This is a genomic window from Microlunatus soli, assembly GCF_900105385.1.
In the GTDB taxonomy this organism is placed as follows: domain Bacteria; phylum Actinomycetota; class Actinomycetes; order Propionibacteriales; family Propionibacteriaceae; genus Microlunatus; species Microlunatus soli.
This window is the reverse complement of the sequence record NZ_LT629772.1, coordinates 2,538,019-2,554,853: the sequence shown is the minus strand read 5'-3', so window position 1 is coordinate 2,554,853 and position 16,835 is coordinate 2,538,019. Positions and strand designations below refer to the sequence as shown.

At 67.7% G+C, this 16,835-nt stretch carries 13 protein-coding genes; 8 read left to right on the top strand and 5 right to left on the bottom strand.

The features are described from left to right. Positions 1 to 867, bottom strand: coding sequence for an SDR family NAD(P)-dependent oxidoreductase (locus BLU38_RS11815; protein WP_157683399.1), 867 nt, complete (start codon positions 865 to 867; stop codon positions 1 to 3). 58 nt (positions 868 to 925) lie between these two features. Here BLU38_RS11815 and mmuM point away from each other — a divergent pair, with 58 nt between their 5' ends. From mmuM to BLU38_RS11795, 4 genes are all read left to right on the top strand, one after another. Further along, positions 926 to 1,858, top strand: coding sequence for a homocysteine S-methyltransferase (gene mmuM, locus BLU38_RS11810; protein WP_231920302.1), 933 nt, complete (start codon positions 926 to 928; stop codon positions 1,856 to 1,858). Between the two features lie 61 nt (positions 1,859 to 1,919). Next, positions 1,920 to 3,590, top strand: coding sequence for an alpha-amylase family protein (locus BLU38_RS11805; protein WP_091524833.1), 1,671 nt, complete (start codon positions 1,920 to 1,922; stop codon positions 3,588 to 3,590). 133 nt (positions 3,591 to 3,723) lie between these two features. Then, complete coding sequence (locus BLU38_RS11800; protein WP_091524830.1) at positions 3,724 to 4,671, top strand: phytanoyl-CoA dioxygenase family protein; 948 nt, start codon at positions 3,724 to 3,726, stop codon at positions 4,669 to 4,671. 65 nt (positions 4,672 to 4,736) lie between these two features. Continuing rightward, positions 4,737 to 5,273, top strand: coding sequence for an NUDIX domain-containing protein (locus tag BLU38_RS11795; RefSeq protein WP_197680087.1), 537 nt, complete (start codon positions 4,737 to 4,739; stop codon positions 5,271 to 5,273). A gap of 205 nt (positions 5,274 to 5,478) precedes the next feature. Here BLU38_RS11795 and add read toward each other — a convergent pair whose 3' ends face one another. From add to BLU38_RS11775, 4 genes are all read right to left on the bottom strand, one after another. Beyond that, on the bottom strand, positions 5,479 to 6,507 hold the full coding sequence (add, locus tag BLU38_RS11790; RefSeq protein ID WP_091524825.1) for an adenosine deaminase: 1,029 nt from the start codon (positions 6,505 to 6,507) through the stop codon (positions 5,479 to 5,481). 130 nt (positions 6,508 to 6,637) lie between these two features. Then, positions 6,638 to 7,876: a hypothetical protein gene (locus BLU38_RS11785; RefSeq protein ID WP_091524822.1), complete on the bottom strand. Its 1,239-nt coding sequence runs from the start codon at positions 7,874 to 7,876 to the stop codon at positions 6,638 to 6,640. 309 nt (positions 7,877 to 8,185) lie between these two features. Further along, positions 8,186 to 8,806, bottom strand: coding sequence for a cysteine hydrolase family protein (locus BLU38_RS11780; RefSeq protein WP_091524819.1), 621 nt, complete (start codon positions 8,804 to 8,806; stop codon positions 8,186 to 8,188). A gap of 41 nt (positions 8,807 to 8,847) precedes the next feature. Beyond that, positions 8,848 to 9,720 carry an AraC family transcriptional regulator gene (locus BLU38_RS11775; RefSeq protein WP_197680086.1) on the bottom strand — a complete coding sequence of 291 codons (873 nt, stop codon included), beginning with the start codon at positions 9,718 to 9,720 and terminating at the stop codon, positions 8,848 to 8,850. 117 nt (positions 9,721 to 9,837) lie between these two features. On the opposite strand from BLU38_RS11775, the gene BLU38_RS11770 reads away from it, so the two are divergent. The 4 genes from BLU38_RS11770 to BLU38_RS11755 are packed head-to-tail and all read left to right on the top strand — an operon-like array spanning position 9,838 to position 16,832. Next, positions 9,838 to 13,173 (top strand): DUF5107 domain-containing protein, encoded by a 3,336-nt coding sequence (locus tag BLU38_RS11770; protein ID WP_091524815.1) that lies wholly within the window; start codon positions 9,838 to 9,840, stop codon positions 13,171 to 13,173. Next, positions 13,170 to 14,477 carry a cellulase-like family protein gene (locus tag BLU38_RS11765; RefSeq protein ID WP_091524811.1) on the top strand — a complete coding sequence of 436 codons (1,308 nt, stop codon included), beginning with the start codon at positions 13,170 to 13,172 and terminating at the stop codon, positions 14,475 to 14,477. The genes BLU38_RS11770 and BLU38_RS11765 overlap by 4 nt, the downstream gene beginning before the upstream one ends. A 43-nt stretch (positions 14,478 to 14,520) precedes the next feature. Continuing rightward, a complete protein-coding gene (locus BLU38_RS11760) occupies positions 14,521 to 15,888 on the top strand; it encodes an ABC transporter substrate-binding protein (RefSeq protein WP_197680085.1) in 1,368 nt (455 codons plus the stop codon). Then, entirely contained in the window at positions 15,885 to 16,832 is a 948-nt protein-coding gene (locus tag BLU38_RS11755; protein WP_231920301.1) for a carbohydrate ABC transporter permease, read from the top strand. The genes BLU38_RS11760 and BLU38_RS11755 overlap by 4 nt, the downstream gene beginning before the upstream one ends. The last annotated feature ends 3 nt before the right edge of the window (positions 16,833 to 16,835 follow it).

The window sequence follows — 16,835 nt, the reverse complement described above, 5'->3', positions numbered from 1 at the left end:
TCACCGTGGTCGACCCATCCGCTGAAAGGCTCGGGCATGAAGCACGCCGGCAACCCGGTCGGTGAGCGGGCGGGTCAATCGCCAGCCGGCCGCTCCGGCGCGTGCCCACCACGGGATCAGGACCCGTGGCGATCGGACGATCACGGCGGCGATGATCTCTGCGGCCTCGTCTGCGGTCAGGCCCGGTGTCCGTGGACCGTAGGTCGGAGCGCTGCCGGCGGTGTGCACCAGGGGTAGGTGCACGCTGCTGACGGCGACGCCGTCGCCGAGGAGTTCCGGGCCGGCAGCCCGCAACCAGGTGTCGTAGGCGGTCTTGGAGGCGGCGTAGGCCGACCAGCCGGGGGCAGGCAGGTCGACGGTCACCGTACTGATCTCGATCAGCTGGCCGTGCGCTGCCGATCGGGTGGCCGGCAGCAGCCCGGTGGCCAGCCGGACCGGCCCCAGATAGTTGGCCGAGATCGTCCGGGTCACCGTGTCGAACCGGTCCACCAGCTCGGTGACGCTGCGCCGGATCGACAGTCCGGCGGCGTTGACGATGATCTCCACCGGCTGCGGGCCGATCGTTGCGATCGCGGCGGCCACCGCCTCGGGGTCGGCAAGATCGCAGGGTACGGCTTCGGCACGGCCGCCGGCAGCGTGGATCTGGGCGACCAGGGCCGCCAGCAGCTGACCGCGTCGGGCCAGCACGATCAGCTCGGCGCCGTGGCGGGCCAGCAGCACGGCGGTGGCACGCCCGATCCCCGAGGAGGCGCCGGTGATCAACACCCGCCGGCCCCCGACGGCATCCCGGATCGCCTCGGCCGACGCCGAACGCCAGGCCGGGCCCAGACTCGCGCGAAATACGCTCCGCCGCTGCAGGTGGGTCACGACGCCAGTGTTCCAGTCCAGCGGTTCCCGTCCAGGGGCCCCGAGGGATACTGCTGGTGTGAGCTCCGATCCCCGGCCCCAGCCGGTTGCTGCGGCGACAGCGGGCAGCCCGATCGTGATCGACGGCGGTCTGTCCAACGTGTTGCAGGACCGCGGCCACGACCTGTCCGATCGGCTGTGGACGGCGCGACTGCTGCGCGACGCGCCACATGAGATCGCCGAGGTCCACCGGGCCTACTACGCGGCCGGTGCCCGGGTGGCGACGACGGCCAGCTATCAGGCCAGTGTCCCGGGCTGGACCGCTGCCGGGGTGGCCGAAGCCGACGGTGCGGCGCTGGTCGGTTCCAGCGTGACCATCGCCCGCGACGTCCGCGACAGCATGGCCGGTGACGGCGTACAACGCTGGGTTGCAGCCTCGATCGGACCGTACGGCGCGGTGCTCGCCGACGGCTCGGAGTATCGGGGCCGCTACGGTCTGTCCGCCGCGGCACTGCGGGACTTCCATCTCCCGCGGATGGAGCTGTTGGCCGCCGCGGGGCCGGACCTGTTGGCGGTGGAGACCATCCCCGACGTCGACGAGGCCGAGGTGCTGGTGACGATCCTGGACGAGCTCGCATTGCCGGCCTGGTTCAGCTACACCATCGACGGCGACCGTACCCGGGCCGGGCAGCCGCTCGCCGACGCGTTCGCGGTCGCAGGATCGGCGGCGAATGTGATCGCGGTCGGCGTCAATTGCTGTCGGCCGTCGGACGTGTTGCCCGCCGTCCGGCAGGCGGCCAAGATCACCGGGAAACCGGCGGTCGGCTATCCCAACAGCGGTCGGGGATGGGACGCGACCGCTCGCCGTTGGATCGGACCGTCCGGGTTCGACCCGGCCTTGGCACCGCTGTGGCGCGATGCCGGGGCACGCTGGATCGGTGGTTGCTGCCGGGTCGGCCCGGGCGAGATCGGTGCACTGGCGAGGACCGTGGCCGACCACGTGCCGTCCTGATCATCGGTAGCTGGCAGGATGCGGTCCCGACAGCCACCGCAGTCTGAGGAGCCCAGAACTGATGATCAACGAGTTGATGATCAACAACGCGATCGTCCCGACGCCGCAACCGGACGCGGTCTTCGTCCAGGACGACATCGACGACCGATTGGCGGCAGCGGTTGCTGCGGGCAACCGCTGGACCCTGGGTCGTACGGTCGTCGATCTCGGCACAACCGGTAATGATCATGATCCGGCCGGTCTGACGATCGGCCTGCGGACCTCCGGCGAGGTGTCCAGGATCGTTCTCCGGTGGCGGCGGCGGTCACCGGCGACGATGACGGTCAGCGGCGACGCGTGGGAACGCTCCTACGGCGAGCTCGGCTGGGAGCGGCTGCGTCCCGAACGTGTCCTGCCGTGGTACTGGACCGGATGGGACGAGCCGTCCGGTGCCGTGATCGGTGCCGGGGTCGACGTCCGCCCGTCGGCCTTCTGCTTCTGGACGGTCGATCCGCAGGGCATCTCGTTGTGGCTCGACGTCCGCAACGGCGGATCCGCTCTGGTCCCCGGTGATCGCGAGATCGCGTTGGCGACAGTGCGTTGGATCGACAGCGTCGACCGGTCCCCGCAGCAGGCACAGCGCGATCTGGTCGATGCGATGGCCGGACGCCGGTCGGCCGGCCTGTTGCCGCAGCAGCCGCTGGTCGGGGCCAACAACTGGTATTACGCCTACGGCGTCGGCTTCGACCGCGAGGCGGTGCTCGGCGACGCCCGGACCGTGGTCGAACTGGCGGACCGACACCCGGTCCGGCCGTACAGCGTGATCGACGACGGCTGGAACGCCGGCGGGCCCGGCTCCGGCGGTCCCTGGGACGAAGGCATTCCAGGAATCTTCGACGACATGGCCGAGGTGGCAGCCGAGATCACCGCCATCGGCGCCCGCCCCGGCTTGTGGTTCCGCCCGTTGCGGTCCCGGGCCGAGTCCGACCGCGGGCTGGCGATCCCGCGGCCGGATCGGGATCGTGAGGTGACCCTCGACCCGACCCGTCCGGAGGTGCTGGACCGGGTCACCGATGATCTTCGTCGGTTCCGCGGCTGGGGTTATGAGTTGATCAAGCACGACTTCAGCAGCTACGACATCTTCGGCCGGTTCGGTCCGGCGATGGGTGCCGAGCTGACCGTTGCGGGCTGGTCGTTCGCAGATCGCAGCCGGACCAACGCCGAGATCATCAACACCTTCTACGACGTGATCCGGGAGGCGGCCGATTCGGCGCTGCTGCTGGGCTGCAACACGATCGGTCATCTGGCGGCCGGTGTGGTGGACGCCCAACGGACCGGTGACGACACGTCGGGACGGGACTGGGAACGCACCCGACGGATGGGGGTGAACACGCTGGCTCATCGGCTGGTCCAGCATCGCCGACTCTTCACCGTGGATGCCGATTGCGTGCCGTGCACGCCGCAGGTCCCGTGGCAGCTGAACCGTCAGTTCCTGGATCTGGTGGCGCGTTCCGGAACGGCCCTGTTCGTGTCGATCGACCCGCGGTCCCGGACCGAGCAGACCGACGCCGACCTGGCCGCCGCGCTGCGGATCGCACTGGACGGCGGAGACGCAGGGGACGGCTGCGGACCCGACTCGGTGCAGGCGATCGACGGGACGTACTCGTCGACGCCGGCGGACTGGTGTTTCGGTGAGCTGCGGCGGCATTACGACTGGGCGGACGCACCGGGGACGTCACCGTTCCTGGGCTGAACGGTTTGGGCTGAACGGCGAATCGTCCAGGAAGCGGATCGATTCCACCATGGCGCGGCGGACCCTTCACGGGTTTGAATGGTGACCGACCAATGACCAAGATCACCCGATCCACGTTCATGGGGAGTCGACGATGACCACCGCTGCAAGCCCGACGACCAATCCGACCGTCGAGTTGACCGACTCGACGCCACTGCTCGGCGATCCGCAGGCCCTGCTGGAACGCTCGGCGGAGGATGGCTACCTGTTCTTCCGTGGCCTGCTGGACCGCGACCGGGTGCTCGGCCTGCGTCGCCAGATGATGGAAGTGGTCCAGCGGCACGGCTGGCTGGTCGACGGCACCGACCCGATGGACGGTGTCGCCGATGTCGAGTCCTTCGACCGGGTGCCGCCGGTCGAAGCCGCGTTCTGCGGGACGGGCATCCCGCTGGACGCCTATCGCGACATCTATCGGATCGAGGAGTTCCACGCGATCGGCCACGATCCGGCGATGATCTCCTTGTATGCAGGGCTTCTGGGCATGCAGCCGCTGCGGCAGCCGTTGTCGATCGCCCGGGTGATGATCCCCGGCAGTTCGTTCACCCCGACGCCGCCGCATCAGGACTTCATCCACATCCAGGGCACGAAGAACGTCTGGACGGCCTGGTTCCCGCTGGGTGACTGCCCGCGTGATCTCGGTGGTCTGGCCGTGCTGGTGGGATCGCAGAAGGACGGCCTGCTGACCTATCACGCCGCCCAGGGGGCCGGCGAGTTGGAGGCCTACATCTGCGACTCGGGCCTGGCCTGGGGGACCACCGACTATGCCGCCGGTGACGTGCTCACCTTCAACAGCCTGACGGTGCATCGCGGCACGCCGAATAAGCTCGGCAACCTGGTCCGGCTGTCCCTCGACCTGCGCTATCAACGCTCCGACGAGGAGATCACCCATGGTTCGCTGACGCCGCATTGCAGCATCCTGGACTGGGACGAGGTGTATCAGGGCTGGCAGGATCCGAGCCTGCAGTACTACTGGCAGGATCGGGAACTCACGGTGATCGATCATGACGAGGATCTGCGCTGGCAGAAGCACAAGATCTGCTGACCGCCGCTGCCCGGGTTCGCCGTGGTCGAACGTGAGTGAGCGCTCGGGATCAGGGAGGTTCGGCGATGAGCACTGACGCCTCAGACGGATGGACTCGCGCAGCGATGGTTGTCGGTGGCGTGGTCCGACGGGACGAGTCTGTCCTACTGGTGCACGAGCACACTCTGGGTGGTGAAGGCCCCGACCAGTGGGTCATCCCCGGAGGTCGCCTGGAGCGAGGCGAGCTACTCGATGCCGCGGTCCGGCGAGAGGTCGAGGAAGAGACCGGGCTGTCGGTCCGGTCGGTAGGGTCGCTGGCGTTCGGTAGTCAGCACTACGCGCCGGGCCGCGATCAGCCGCTGTTGTTCCTCGCCTTCACCGTTGCTGTAGAACCGGTGATCGGAGATCGATTCGCACCGCATGATCCCGACAACCTGATCATCGAGGCACGCTTCGTGCCCGTCGACCAGGCAGTCGATCTGATCCTGCAACCGGGTATGACACCGGGATCGCAGTCCACCGCCAACTACCTGCGTCAAGATCAACAAGCGGGTCCGCCGATCTGGCTCTGGGACCTGAATCGGTCGGACCAGCAGCCGCTCGGACAGATCCCGACACCCTGATCCCTGATGCCGGGGCAGATCTGCTGGATGCCTGCCCGAGCTCATCGAGAACAGGCCAAGACCGCGTGCCCGCATCGTCGGACCTGGTTGCAGGCGGCCTCGAAGCAGATGCTGCGGTTCATCACGGCGCACACCCGCTGAAGGTCGGCGACCGGGCCCGCCCCTGCCATCGTTGGGACACCCGGGAGCAGCAGGCTGCCGCCGGTCACCCATCCCGGGCGTGTGTCTCGGCGTCGGCGAGCTCGGCGAGGTAGGACCTCTTGACGGTGTCGCTGGCAAAGGAGGCGCCGATGGCGTTGCGCAGGAAGCGCGGTATCTGTTCCGAGCCGACGAGCTGTGCGGCGATCTGCAGCTCCCGGGTCAGCGTGGTGCCGAACATCGGAGGATCGTCGGAGTTGATCGACACCGGGACGCCGGCAGCCAGCAGGGTCGGCAGCGGATGGTCCTCGTAGGTCTGCACCACCCGCGTCCGAACGTTGCTGGTCGGGCTGACCTCCAGGTGCACGCCGGCATCGGCCAGTTCGACCAGCACGGCCGGATCCTCCACGGCCCGGATCCCATGCCCGATCCGGTCTGCCTTGAGCACCTGCAGTGCAGCCCGAATGCTCTCCGGGCCGGACGCCTCACCGGCGTGCGGTACCGACCCCAGGCCGAGCGCTCGCGCTCGGCCGAAGTACGCAGCGAAGTCGGCCCGCGGAGTCTCCGGTCCACCCAGCCCGAGCGCGACCAGACCTGCCGGCTGCCGCTGCTCGCACAGGTCCATCACCACCTCGGCCGGTTCGCCGGTGAAGGCGGGGATGTCGAGAATCCAGTTGACTGTCAGATCCCAGTCGCGGGCCGCCGCAGCGCGGGCCGCATCCAGAGCCTCGACCAGGCCCTCGCGGGGGACACCACCGGTCAGGATCCCGTTGGGGGTCACGGTCATCTCGACATAGCGCACGTGCTGAGCTGCAAGATCGGCAAGATTTCCCACCGTGAGTCGATACACGTCCTCCGGGGTGGAGAGCAGCCGGGAGATGGCAGCGTAGACCTGGAGGAAATGATCGAAGTCGGTGAATCGGTAGAACTCCTCGAGTGCGGAGGGGTCGGTCGGTACGCCGGACTCGGGATGCCGTGCGGCAAGATCAGCGACCGTGTCGGCAGAGGTCGCGCCGACGTGATGGACATGCAATTCGATCTTCGGAACGGCTGCGATCCAGGCATGGGAGTACGCCGCCGCGCGATCCTCAGACATCGAGGTGTGCTCCGTCGAGGGGGCCATGACTGGTCTACCTGATCGCATCACGGTCTGGGTTCACCTCCCGGTCGTCCTGCTGTCGGCTGATCGTATGGCATGCGTTGTGTGGGGCACCGTGGCCGGATCGTCAATGCTGGAGGGCAGATCCGAAACAGGCCGGCGATCCGGAGCTCTGCGGCAGCAACAACTCCGGCGTCTCCTCGTCCTGGGGTACTCCCACGATCACGGCACCGGACGCGTCGTTCTCACCCGGCAACCCGATGGCCAGACCCATGATCGATCCGGACAGCGAAGCGCCCATCCTGTCGCCGGACTCGGGTGTGCCCGGGACTCCCCGGGTCGACTGGGTCCAGGCCAGACCGGTGCGGATCGTCTGCACCATCCCGGCCGCTTCCCGGTCCCCGATTGCCTCGTACGGCGTCCCGACGACCAGCTGCTGCAGATCCCCGATCACCGCCGAGCCGACCGCCCAGCCGAACCGGTCGCCCTGCTCCGTCGCTCCGGCCATCCCCGGCGAGTCCTGATCCCAGGCCACGATCTTGTCGTTCGGCCGACCGGTCGCCTCGGAGAACGGGACGACGTCAACGGCGCCGGCGTGCACGATGCCGTCGATCGTCTCGTCCGGGACACCGATCAGCAGTCTGGTCGGCGACGAATCGACCGACGGTGCGACGTGGACCGACCAGCCGAACCGGTCACCGGTCTCCGCGGTGCCGGGGAAGTTCCTGCTGTCCTGGCTCAACGAGTAGGTCGTGAAGTCGTTGTTGATCGATTCGATCATGACCTTGCCCGCGCGAGCGACACCGCCGACCGGCTGCCCGGGCGCGCCGATCGCCACGATCCCCGCATCGACGCTGATCGTCGTCCCGAGCCCGGCGTTCGGCGACGGCACGCCCGCGACGCCAGGAGTCGCGTAGGTGGTCGTCCGCGCGGCGCCGACCGGTCCATCGCCGGTCCCGGTGGTGAAGGAGGTCACCCGCCCAGCTCCGTCGATCCCGTTCACGTCCTCGCCGGGGATGCCGATGTACAGCCGCTGCGAGCCGGGATCGCTCCCGGGGCGGACGTCCGGCGTGGAGGCCACCGCTGTGCCGAAGTGGGCGCCCTGTTGCGGTGTGCCCGGAACCCCGTTGCGGCCGGCCGTGTAGGTGGCGCGGCGCTCGATCGTGCCTGAATCGGTGGGGCCGTAGACGTGGACGGCGCCGGCCTCGGCGATACCCGCGGCGCTCTCGTACGGGCTGCCGATGACGAGTTGGTTGCAGACGAAGGTCAGCGACGAACCGAAGCCCGGTTTGCCGGCGATCGTCTCGGTCTTGCCGTTGCTCAGGTGGACCGTGACCTGACCGTCACGCGGTGCGGATCCGCCCACGACACCTGGCGCGCCAACTACGGTGTCTGCCTGGTTGTCTCCGTTGAGATCGTGGTAGCTCTTGCATTCGGGGTCGGCCGCAGCAGGCGCCGCGGCGATGACCAGGCCCGTGCCGGCCAGAAGAAGAGCGACCGGTACTGCTGCTGTCCGGCGCAGTACGGCGGGCCGTCCCGCTGACCGTCGTGACGAACGGAACGTCGATTGCCTGCCGTTGATCATGGAGCTCCGATCCGACTCAGCCCGCGGGCGTCAGCGGACACTTATCCCTATCACTTTCCCGTCTCACCGGCAGCGATCCCGACGCGTCGATCAAGATCGCCAGACGGCCAGCAGTTCGGCAGCGGTGGTGAGGCGATCCGGCTGGTTGTGCCGCAGGTAGTCCCGGACCGCCCTGTTGTCGGTCTGATCGCCGAGATCGCGACCCGAGACAAGATCGGTCGGGACGAGATAGTGGTAGCCACGCTCGGCAGCGCCCTGGGTCGCGTACAGGACGCAGCAGACCAGCTCGACACCGCAGATGATCAAACCGTCGATACCCCGTTCGTCGAGCGCACGCACGAACTCGGGACTCTGCCAGCAGTCGAAGCGATGCTTGGTCACGATCACCGAACCGGTGACCGGTGGAAGGTACAACTCCGCGCCCCAGCTGCCGACCGCGCACAGTCCGCTCGGTGACTCCCAGCGCCGCTGCCGTTCGGTCAGCATGTCCATGTCCAGGACCTGCCGGGTATAGATCAGGTGAGCTCCGAGGGCGCCGGCCTGCTCGGCGAAGGAGTTGGCCCGGCGAGCCGTCTGCTCGTTGTGGGTGTTCGGTGGCGGCGGATCGCCGCCCCCGATGTCGGGGCTGCAGAAGTCGTTCTGGAAATCGATCAGCACGACGGCGACGCGATCCAACGGCAATGTCAACAGGTCGGCGGCCTGGGCTGTCATCAGAGATGTCCTCCTGGAATGGACGCGGAGGGGAAGGAGTGTCAGTCCGAGGTGTGGAAGCTGCGGCGGTAGGCGGTCGGGCTGACCGAATGCATGGCACTGAACTGTCGGGAGAAGTAGAAAGCGTCGGCATAGCCGACGGTGTGGGCGATCTCGGCGACATTGCGGTCCGAGGTGACCAGTAGCTCTCGGGCCCGGGCCATTCGCAGGCTCTTCACGTAGTCGGTGACGCCACTGCCGGTGGACCGCCGGAACAAGGCCGAGAAATGGGAGGTGCTGACGCCGCCCAACCGGGCCAGTTCCGGAAGGCTGATCTGGGAGGCGAAGTTGGCGCGCAGATACTCCTTGGCCAGCCGGACCGGCTCGCTGCGACCGACGCCGGAGATCCGGTCGGCCGCAATCTGGGCCATCAGCCCCCAGGCCGCGCCGGCGGCGGTGATCAGGTTGGGCATCGTCTCATCGGTTTCCAACGCGCTGACGATTTGATCGAACGAGGCAACCATCCGAAAACGATCGTGGACCTCGGTGACGCGATGCTCGGTGCCGCGACCGATCCCGTCGAGCAGCGCATCAAGATCACCACCGACCAGGTGACACCACCAGATCGTCCAGGGGTCGGCGACGTCGGCTCGGTAGAGGTGTGGCTGGTGTGGTGGCAGCACCAGCACCGACCCGGTCGGCACCGGGAGCACCTGGGCGTCGGTCTCGCACCAACCCATGCCCGCTACGCAGAAGATCACGATTGCCTCCGGAGCACCGCGGCGCCGCGCCCGTCCGTGGTTTGCTGCATGGGGAAACTGGCCCGCATCGGTGACCATCAGGCGCGCCGTCGGCTGCTGCCGCATGGCCCTGGTCACCAGCGGCCGTGGCAGCACCCGGATGCGCTGACCCGGAAACCCCTCGGGCATCAGCATGATCGCGACCCTACGCCCGCCGGTAGCGCGATGCCAGAGGTTTGATCATCGAATCGTCCAGGGATGCTGGTGAATCGGCCATTCCGGCCGGGTCATCGTGGACCCTAACGTTGTGCTGTGATCGACGACGACACGACCGGGCGGGATACCGGCACCCCGACGCCGCTACCGCAGCGGCCGCCGGAGCTTGCCGACCACCGGGTCGCCGGATGGCGGCAGCCGGTGACCATGGACAGCTACCTGCCCGAGCCGCCCGATCGCTATCCCGCCTATCTTGATCAACGCGTCTACCAGGGGTCGTCCGGGCGGGTGTATCCGCTGCCCTTCTTCGACCGGATCGCCGCGGAGCCTCGGCCGGTGAGCTGGGATGCGGTCCATCTGGAGAACGACTGGGTCCGGTTGATGATCCTGCCCGGTCTCGGCGGCCGGATCCATTGCGCGCTGGACAAGACGAAACATCCGGCCTACGACTTCTTCTACCGCAACCAGGTGATCAAGCCGGCCCTGGTCGGGCTGGCCGGACCGTGGATCGCCGGCGGTGTGGAGTTCAACTGGCCGCAGCATCACCGCCCGGCGAGCTTCCTGCCCTGCTCGGTCGAGATCGAGCGTGAGCCGGACGGGGCGGTGACGGTCTGGTGCTCCGATCATGACCCGATGCTCCGGATGAAGGGGATGCACGGCGTCCGGCTGCGCCCCGAATCCAGCCTGGTCGAGCTGCGGGTGCGGCTCTACAACCGATCCGAACTCACCCAGAGCTTCCTCTGGTGGGCCAACGTCGCCGCCCGGACTCATGATCATTACCAGTCCTTCTTCCCCGACGACGTGACGATGGTCGCCGACCACGCCAAACGTGCGGTGACGTCGTTCCCCGCGGCCGATCGACCGTACTACGGCATCGACTACCCGGCCCGCGCGTCACGGGTGATCGACGGTGTCCCCGGGGATCGGCTGGACTGGTATCGCAACATCGACGTGCCGACCTCCTACATGTGCGTGGACAGTTCGGGCGACTTCTTCGGCGGTTACGACCACGCGGCCGACGCCGGCTTCGTCCATGTTGCCGACCATCGGATCGCCCCTGGCAAGAAGCAGTGGACCTGGGGCAACGCGCCGTTCGGCCGTGCCTGGGATCGGCAACTCGCCGACGACGGCAGTGCCTACATCGAGCTGATGGCCGGTGTCTACACCGACAACCAACCGGACTTCTCCTGGATCGCACCGGGAGAGACCAAGACGTTCTCCCAATACTGGTATCCGATCTCCGGGATCGGTCCGGTGCAGCAGGCGAACACCGAGATCGCGATCCGCTGGCAACAGACCGAGTCGAACGGCTACCAGGCGCAGATCGCAGCGACCAAGATCATCGACGGCGCTCGGATCGAGCTGCGGGACGGCCACGGCAGGTTGATCGCCGCCCAACGAACCGACCTCGCTCCGGGCGAGGCGGCACGCTGCGACATCCGACCGAACGGTCCGATCCCCGCCGGGGCGCGACTGGAGATCCACGGTGCCAACGGCCCGTTGCTCGACTGGCCGGTCCCGGCGACCACCCGGCCGCAAGCCCCGGAGGCCAACCGGGCAACGGAATCACGAGCACTGCATCCGGCGGTCGAGCCGCCGGCACCGGAGGCGGTCGACAGTGTCGAACGGCTGTGGCTGATCGGAGTACACCTGACCCAGTATCGGCATGCGACGAGGTCACCGGTGCCCTACTTCGAGGAGGCGTTGCGCCGCGATCCGGGCCACACCGGCTCGCTGATCGCGCTGGCCGAGCACCACTACCGACGCGGCGAATACGATCGGACCAGCCAGCTGTGCCGGACGGCGATCGAACGACTGACCGAGTGGAACCCCAACCCACCGGACGGCAAGGCCTGGTATCTTCTCGGGCTCGCTGCCGAACGCACCGGCGACGCCGAGATCGCGTACGACGCCTACGCCAAGGCGACCTGGAACCGGGCCTGGCGCGGACCGGCCGGCTATCGGATGGCTCGGATCGACGCCGCTGCCGGCCGCGACCAGAGTGCGCTACACCACCTGTCCGACGTCACCGCGGCCGAGCCCGATCACCTCCAGGCGTCCGCGCTCCGGGTGATCATCCTGCGCCGTCTCGGTCGCGGATCGGAGGCCGACCGGCAGCTCCAAGATCAACTCCGAACCGACCCGCTGCACTGGTGGGCTCGGGACCTGGCCGGTCTGCCCTTGACCACCGACGCTCAGACCTGCCTGGACGTGGCCTTGGAGTACGCCGGCTGCGGCGAGTTCGATGCAGCGCTCCGGGTCCTGCAGGACGCCGCCGACGCCGATCGGCTCCGGGACCCGGGCGCCCCCGCTCTCGGCCCGATGATCGACTACTACCGGGCCGCGTGGGCGCTGCACCGCGAGGACGAAGGTATGGCGGACGCAGCGGCAGCACAGGCTCGGGCGACAGATGATCATTCCTGTTTCCCCGCCAGACTGGACGATGCCGACGTGTTGCAGGCGACGATCGACCGCCACCCAGACGATCCGACAGCGCGAGGACTGTTCGGCCACTGGCTCTACGCGCAGGACCGTCACCGCGACGCCGTCCGCCAGTGGCGGCGGGCCGTCGAGCTCGACCCCGAACGGCCGGTGATCTGGCGCAACCTGGGATTGGCGGCGGTCAATGTCGATCATGACCTGGCTACTGCTCGGGCCTACTATCTGCGTGCGCTGGAACTCGCACCGATGGACGCCCGGCTGTGGCATGAGTACGACCGGCTGGCCGAGCTCGCCGGTGACACGGCGGAACAGCGGCTGGCGATCCTCTCCGAGCACCTCCAGCAGGTTGCTCAACGAGACGATCTGACCGTCCGCTACGCCGAGTTGTTGATCACCACCGGAGCGCTGGACCAGGCCGAGCAACTGATGTCCGCACGGGCCTTCCAACCGTGGGAAGGCGGCGAGGGTGCGGTGCTGCGGTGCTGGGATCACATCCAGCTGGGCCGGGCCCGTCGGGCCGTCGACGACAGCCGACCCGAGGACGCGATCGCGGCGATCCGTCGGGCGCTCGAACCGCCGCCCTCCCTCGGCGAGGCACGGCACCCGTTGGCCAATTCCGCGGAGTTGCAGCTCGCCCTGGGAGACGCACAGGCCGCCGCCGGACGGCCCGAGCAGGCCCGCGAGGCCTGGCGATCGGCCGCCGATCAGGTGACCGACTTCGAGTCGATGGCCAGCATCCCGTACAGCGAGGCGACCGTGTCCTCGATCGCGGCTCTGCGCAGGCTCGGCGACGATGCCGCAGCCGACCGGCTGACGGCGGGCATGGTCGACCACCTCGACGAGATGTCCGGCACCGAACCGACGATCGACTACTTCGCCACCTCGTTGCCCGACCTGTTGCTGTTCTCCGACGACCCGCACCGGGCACGTGACCGACGGGTCGAGGGCCTGCGATCGCTGCTCGCTGATCAGCAGGGAGCACGCCGATGACCGTGATCGCCTCCGATCGGATCCGCCCCGGACTCCCGGAGAAGCTGACGATCACCCTCTGGGACTTCTCCTGGTATGTCCGGACCGGCCCGGGTGAACCGTTCGCCGACCTCGATCGTGCCTTCACCGACGCGGTACACCGCGGCTACAACACGATCCGGATCTGTGCCATGCCGCTACTGCTCTTCCGGTCCGGCCTTGCCACCGAACACTTCCGTCTGGAACCGCTGGGTGGTGGGACTCCGGGCAGCGGAGGCGTCGGACGCCGGACCCGCTGGTACGACGTCGCCCAACCGACCGTGATCAACGCCCGCGAGCAACTGCTGGAACTGTTCCGGGCAGCCCGACGGCACGACTGCTTCGTGATCATCTCCTCCTGGGAGTATCAGCAGAGTCCCGCGTTCGCTGCCGAACCGGGATGGCACGAGGCGCTGCAGGCGATCGACCCCGAGCAACGGCCCGATGCGCTCGCCGACGCCCAGGCCGACCTGATCGACCTGCTGATCGCCGAGGGGCTCGATGATCGGATCGCCTTCACCGAGTTGCACAACGAGGTCGTCACCGGTCACCTGACCGCCGACCTGGAACACCGCCGCGGTCCGGAGGCTCTGATCGGGCTGAAACCGCGACTGACCGCGGCCATCGACCGCTTCCATGATCGACACCCCACCCAGCCGTGCACCGTGAACTATGCCGGCGTGCCCACCGGTGCGATGCGCGGCATCCCGGACAACGTCGACGTGCTGGTCTGCCATCCCTACGTGTACGGCGTCCTGGACGACCTGATCGACACCTTCGGGATCCGTCGACCGGTCGCCGACTTCGACCCGGCGGGAGTCGCCGAGCTGCTGCAGCCACAAGCGCCGCCCTTCGACAGCTGGCGACCGGCCGGTGTTGATCACTGGAAGGAGAACGCCAGCATCGTCAATCGGGTCGAGATGTACGTCCACGACTGGTGTGACGCCGAGGCGTTCGACCGTTGGCTCTACGACCACTACCAGGTGCACCGGATCGCCATGCGACAACGGCTTTCCGAATGGATCGAGGTGGCCGCGGACTGGGCCGTCGGGCACGACGTACCGCTGGTCTTCGGCGAGGGCTGGGTGGGCTACACCCCTGCCGACGGCCGGTTCGAGGAGGGCCCGGTGGGTGCCGAGTTCTGCCGGCTCGCGATGGCCGAGTCGGCCCGGGTCGGCGCCTGGGGATCGATCGTCTGCTCCAACGCGGCACCCCAGCACGCGATGTGGGCCGACATCGAGCTGCAGCAGCAATGCAACGCGATCTTCGCTTCCGTCCATCCATGATCAACGACGATCTGCCGGAGCACCGGCGAAGGAGAGAGTTCCGATGAACCAAGCCAGCATGAATCCCGCACCGGCCGCGACGGCCGCGACGGCCGGTATCCGACGGACGGTGTTCGGCTCGTCCGTGGTCGGCCGCCGTTCGTTGTTGGGCGCAGCCGCAGCCCTGAGCGGCGCGGCCCTGACCGGCTGCATCGGCAGTGGGGGCGGCTCGCCGAAGCCGGTGGCGTCGGGCGCCAAGAACGCCAACGCACCGCTGACTCTTCAGATCGCCTTCTCCGAGCCGAAGGTGCGCGACGCCCTGCTCACCGTCGTCAAGGAGTTCCCGGGCCCGAAGACCACGGTGAACGCGGTCGCCTCGGAGCAGTTCCGTGCCCAGTTGTCGACCTATCTGACCTCGGCCACGCCCCCTGACGTGATCGGCTGGCTGGCCGGGTCGGTCGCCCGGGACTACGCCAAGCAGGGCTTGTTGCTCGACGTTTCGGACATGTGGACCGGGGACGGCGTCTGCGCCAACTTCTCGCCGGCGCTGAAGGCACTGTCCAGCACAGAGGACGGCAAGCAGATCTTCATTCCGACCAGCTACTACTGGTGGTCGATCTTCTACCGCAAGTCGGCGTTCAAGGGCTGGGGTGTCGAGCCACCGACAACCTGGGACGACTTCATCAAGCTCTGCAACACCCTGAAGAAGAAGGGCATCAACCCGTTGACCAACGGCATCGGTTCGACGCCGTGGATGGCATCGGGCTGGTTCGACTACCTCAATCTGCGGATCAACGGAGCTCCGTACCATCGCGAGCTGTTGGCCGGGGAGCACTCCTTCACCGATCCCCAGGTGGTGAAGGTGATGCAGGAATACAAGCGGATCCTGCCGTATTTCGACCCGAACATGACCTCCTACGACAACCAGACCGCGGTCACCCCGCTGGTGCAGAAGAAGGCCGCGATGTTCCTCACCGGCTCCTTCATCTCCACCGCAGTGCCGAAGTCGGTGGTCGATGATCTGGACTTCTTCTCGGTGCCGACCATCGACCCGTCCATCGCCAGCGCCGAGGAAGCACCGACCGACGGCTACATGGCATCGGCCAAGGCGCCCAATCCGACCGGTGCCAAGGAGCTGATGGCCTATCTGGCCAAGCCGGATCCGCAGCAGAAGTACATCGAATTGTCCGCGTCGGCGACCATCCCGACCAGTCCGGACGTCGACACCTCCAACTTCTCACCGATGGTGAAGAAGGGTCTTGCCCTGTTGGACAAGACCAAGGAGATCACCCAGTTCTTCAACCGCGACTCCTCCGATGAACTGCAGCTCACCGCGGACAAGGCGTTGACCCGGTTCATCGACCATCCCGACGAGCTGACCTCGATCCTGAAGGACTGGCAGAAGTCGGCGGAGAAGGTCTGGAAGTCGTGACAGCACCGGCCGCCAGCACGACGATGGCCGAGGAGATCGCACCGGCCCGGCCGACCCGGATGCGGGCGGCCGGCCGGGCGCTGCGCCGGGTGCCACCGGTGGCCTGGTTGTTCCTGATCATCCCGGTGGTGATGGAGATCGCCTGGGTGTTCTGGCCGGCCGCCAATTCGTTCTCCTTGTCGTTGACCCGGTGGAAGGGGGTCGGCCCGGCCGAATACATCGGCCTGCAGAATTTCGCCGATCTCGCCGTCGATCCGGTCTTCCGGACCGCGTTGATCAACAACGCGATCTGGGTGGTGCTGTTCGGCGGGCTGTCGGTGGCGGGCGGGTTGGCCCTCGCAGTTGCCCTGAACAAGCCGCGCCGCGGCGTCGGCATCTATCGCAGCGCGATCTACCTGCCGATGGTGTTCTCGCTGGCCGTCACCGGGCTGTTCTGGCGAGTGATCTACCAGCCCGACGGCGCGGTGAACACCATGCTCGGCCTGGTCGGGCTGAGCAAGCTCGAACATCCGTGGCTGGCCGACCCGGACACCGCGCTGCTGGCCGTTCTGGTGGCGGCCGTCTGGCGCCAAGTGGGCTACATCATGGTGCTCTACCTCGCCGGGCTGAAGGGCTGCGACCCGTCCCTGGAGGAGGCGGCCGCGGTCGACGGCGCCAACCGCTGGCAGCGATTCTGGTCGGTGGTGATGCCCCAGTTGAAGGGCGTCAACACGGTGATCTTCGCCGTCACCGTGATCGACTCGCTCCGCACCTTCGACATCGTCTGGGCGATGACCAGGGGCGGCCCGTACGACAGCAGCCAACTGCTCAGCACCTACATGTTCGAGCAGGGGTTCACCGTGGTGAACCTCGGCTACGGCTCGGCGATCGCGGTCGTGATCTTCGTCCTCGCGGTCGGCTTCATCATCAGCTATCTCGCCCGCGCGTCTCGACAGGAGGACTGAGCG

What these genes read in the sequence shown, in the direction of transcription:
- BLU38_RS11760 (WP_197680085.1), top strand. Translation starts at nt 14,521, where the DNA reads ATGAACCAAGCCAGCATGAATCCCGCACCGGCCGCGACGGCCGCGACG.
- BLU38_RS11795 (WP_197680087.1), top strand. Translation starts at nt 4,737, where the DNA reads ATGAGCACTGACGCCTCAGACGGATGGACTCGCGCAGCGATGGTTGTC.
- BLU38_RS11775 (WP_197680086.1), bottom strand. Translation starts at nt 9,720, where the DNA reads ATGCTGATGCCCGAGGGGTTTCCGGGTCAGCGCATCCGGGTGCTGCCA.
- BLU38_RS11805 (WP_091524833.1), top strand. Translation starts at nt 1,920, where the DNA reads ATGATCAACGAGTTGATGATCAACAACGCGATCGTCCCGACGCCGCAA.
- add (WP_091524825.1), bottom strand. Translation starts at nt 6,507, where the DNA reads ATGTCTGAGGATCGCGCGGCGGCGTACTCCCATGCCTGGATCGCAGCC.
- BLU38_RS11800 (WP_091524830.1), top strand. Translation starts at nt 3,724, where the DNA reads ATGACCACCGCTGCAAGCCCGACGACCAATCCGACCGTCGAGTTGACC.
- BLU38_RS11765 (WP_091524811.1), top strand. Translation starts at nt 13,170, where the DNA reads ATGACCGTGATCGCCTCCGATCGGATCCGCCCCGGACTCCCGGAGAAG.
- BLU38_RS11780 (WP_091524819.1), bottom strand. Translation starts at nt 8,806, where the DNA reads ATGACAGCCCAGGCCGCCGACCTGTTGACATTGCCGTTGGATCGCGTC.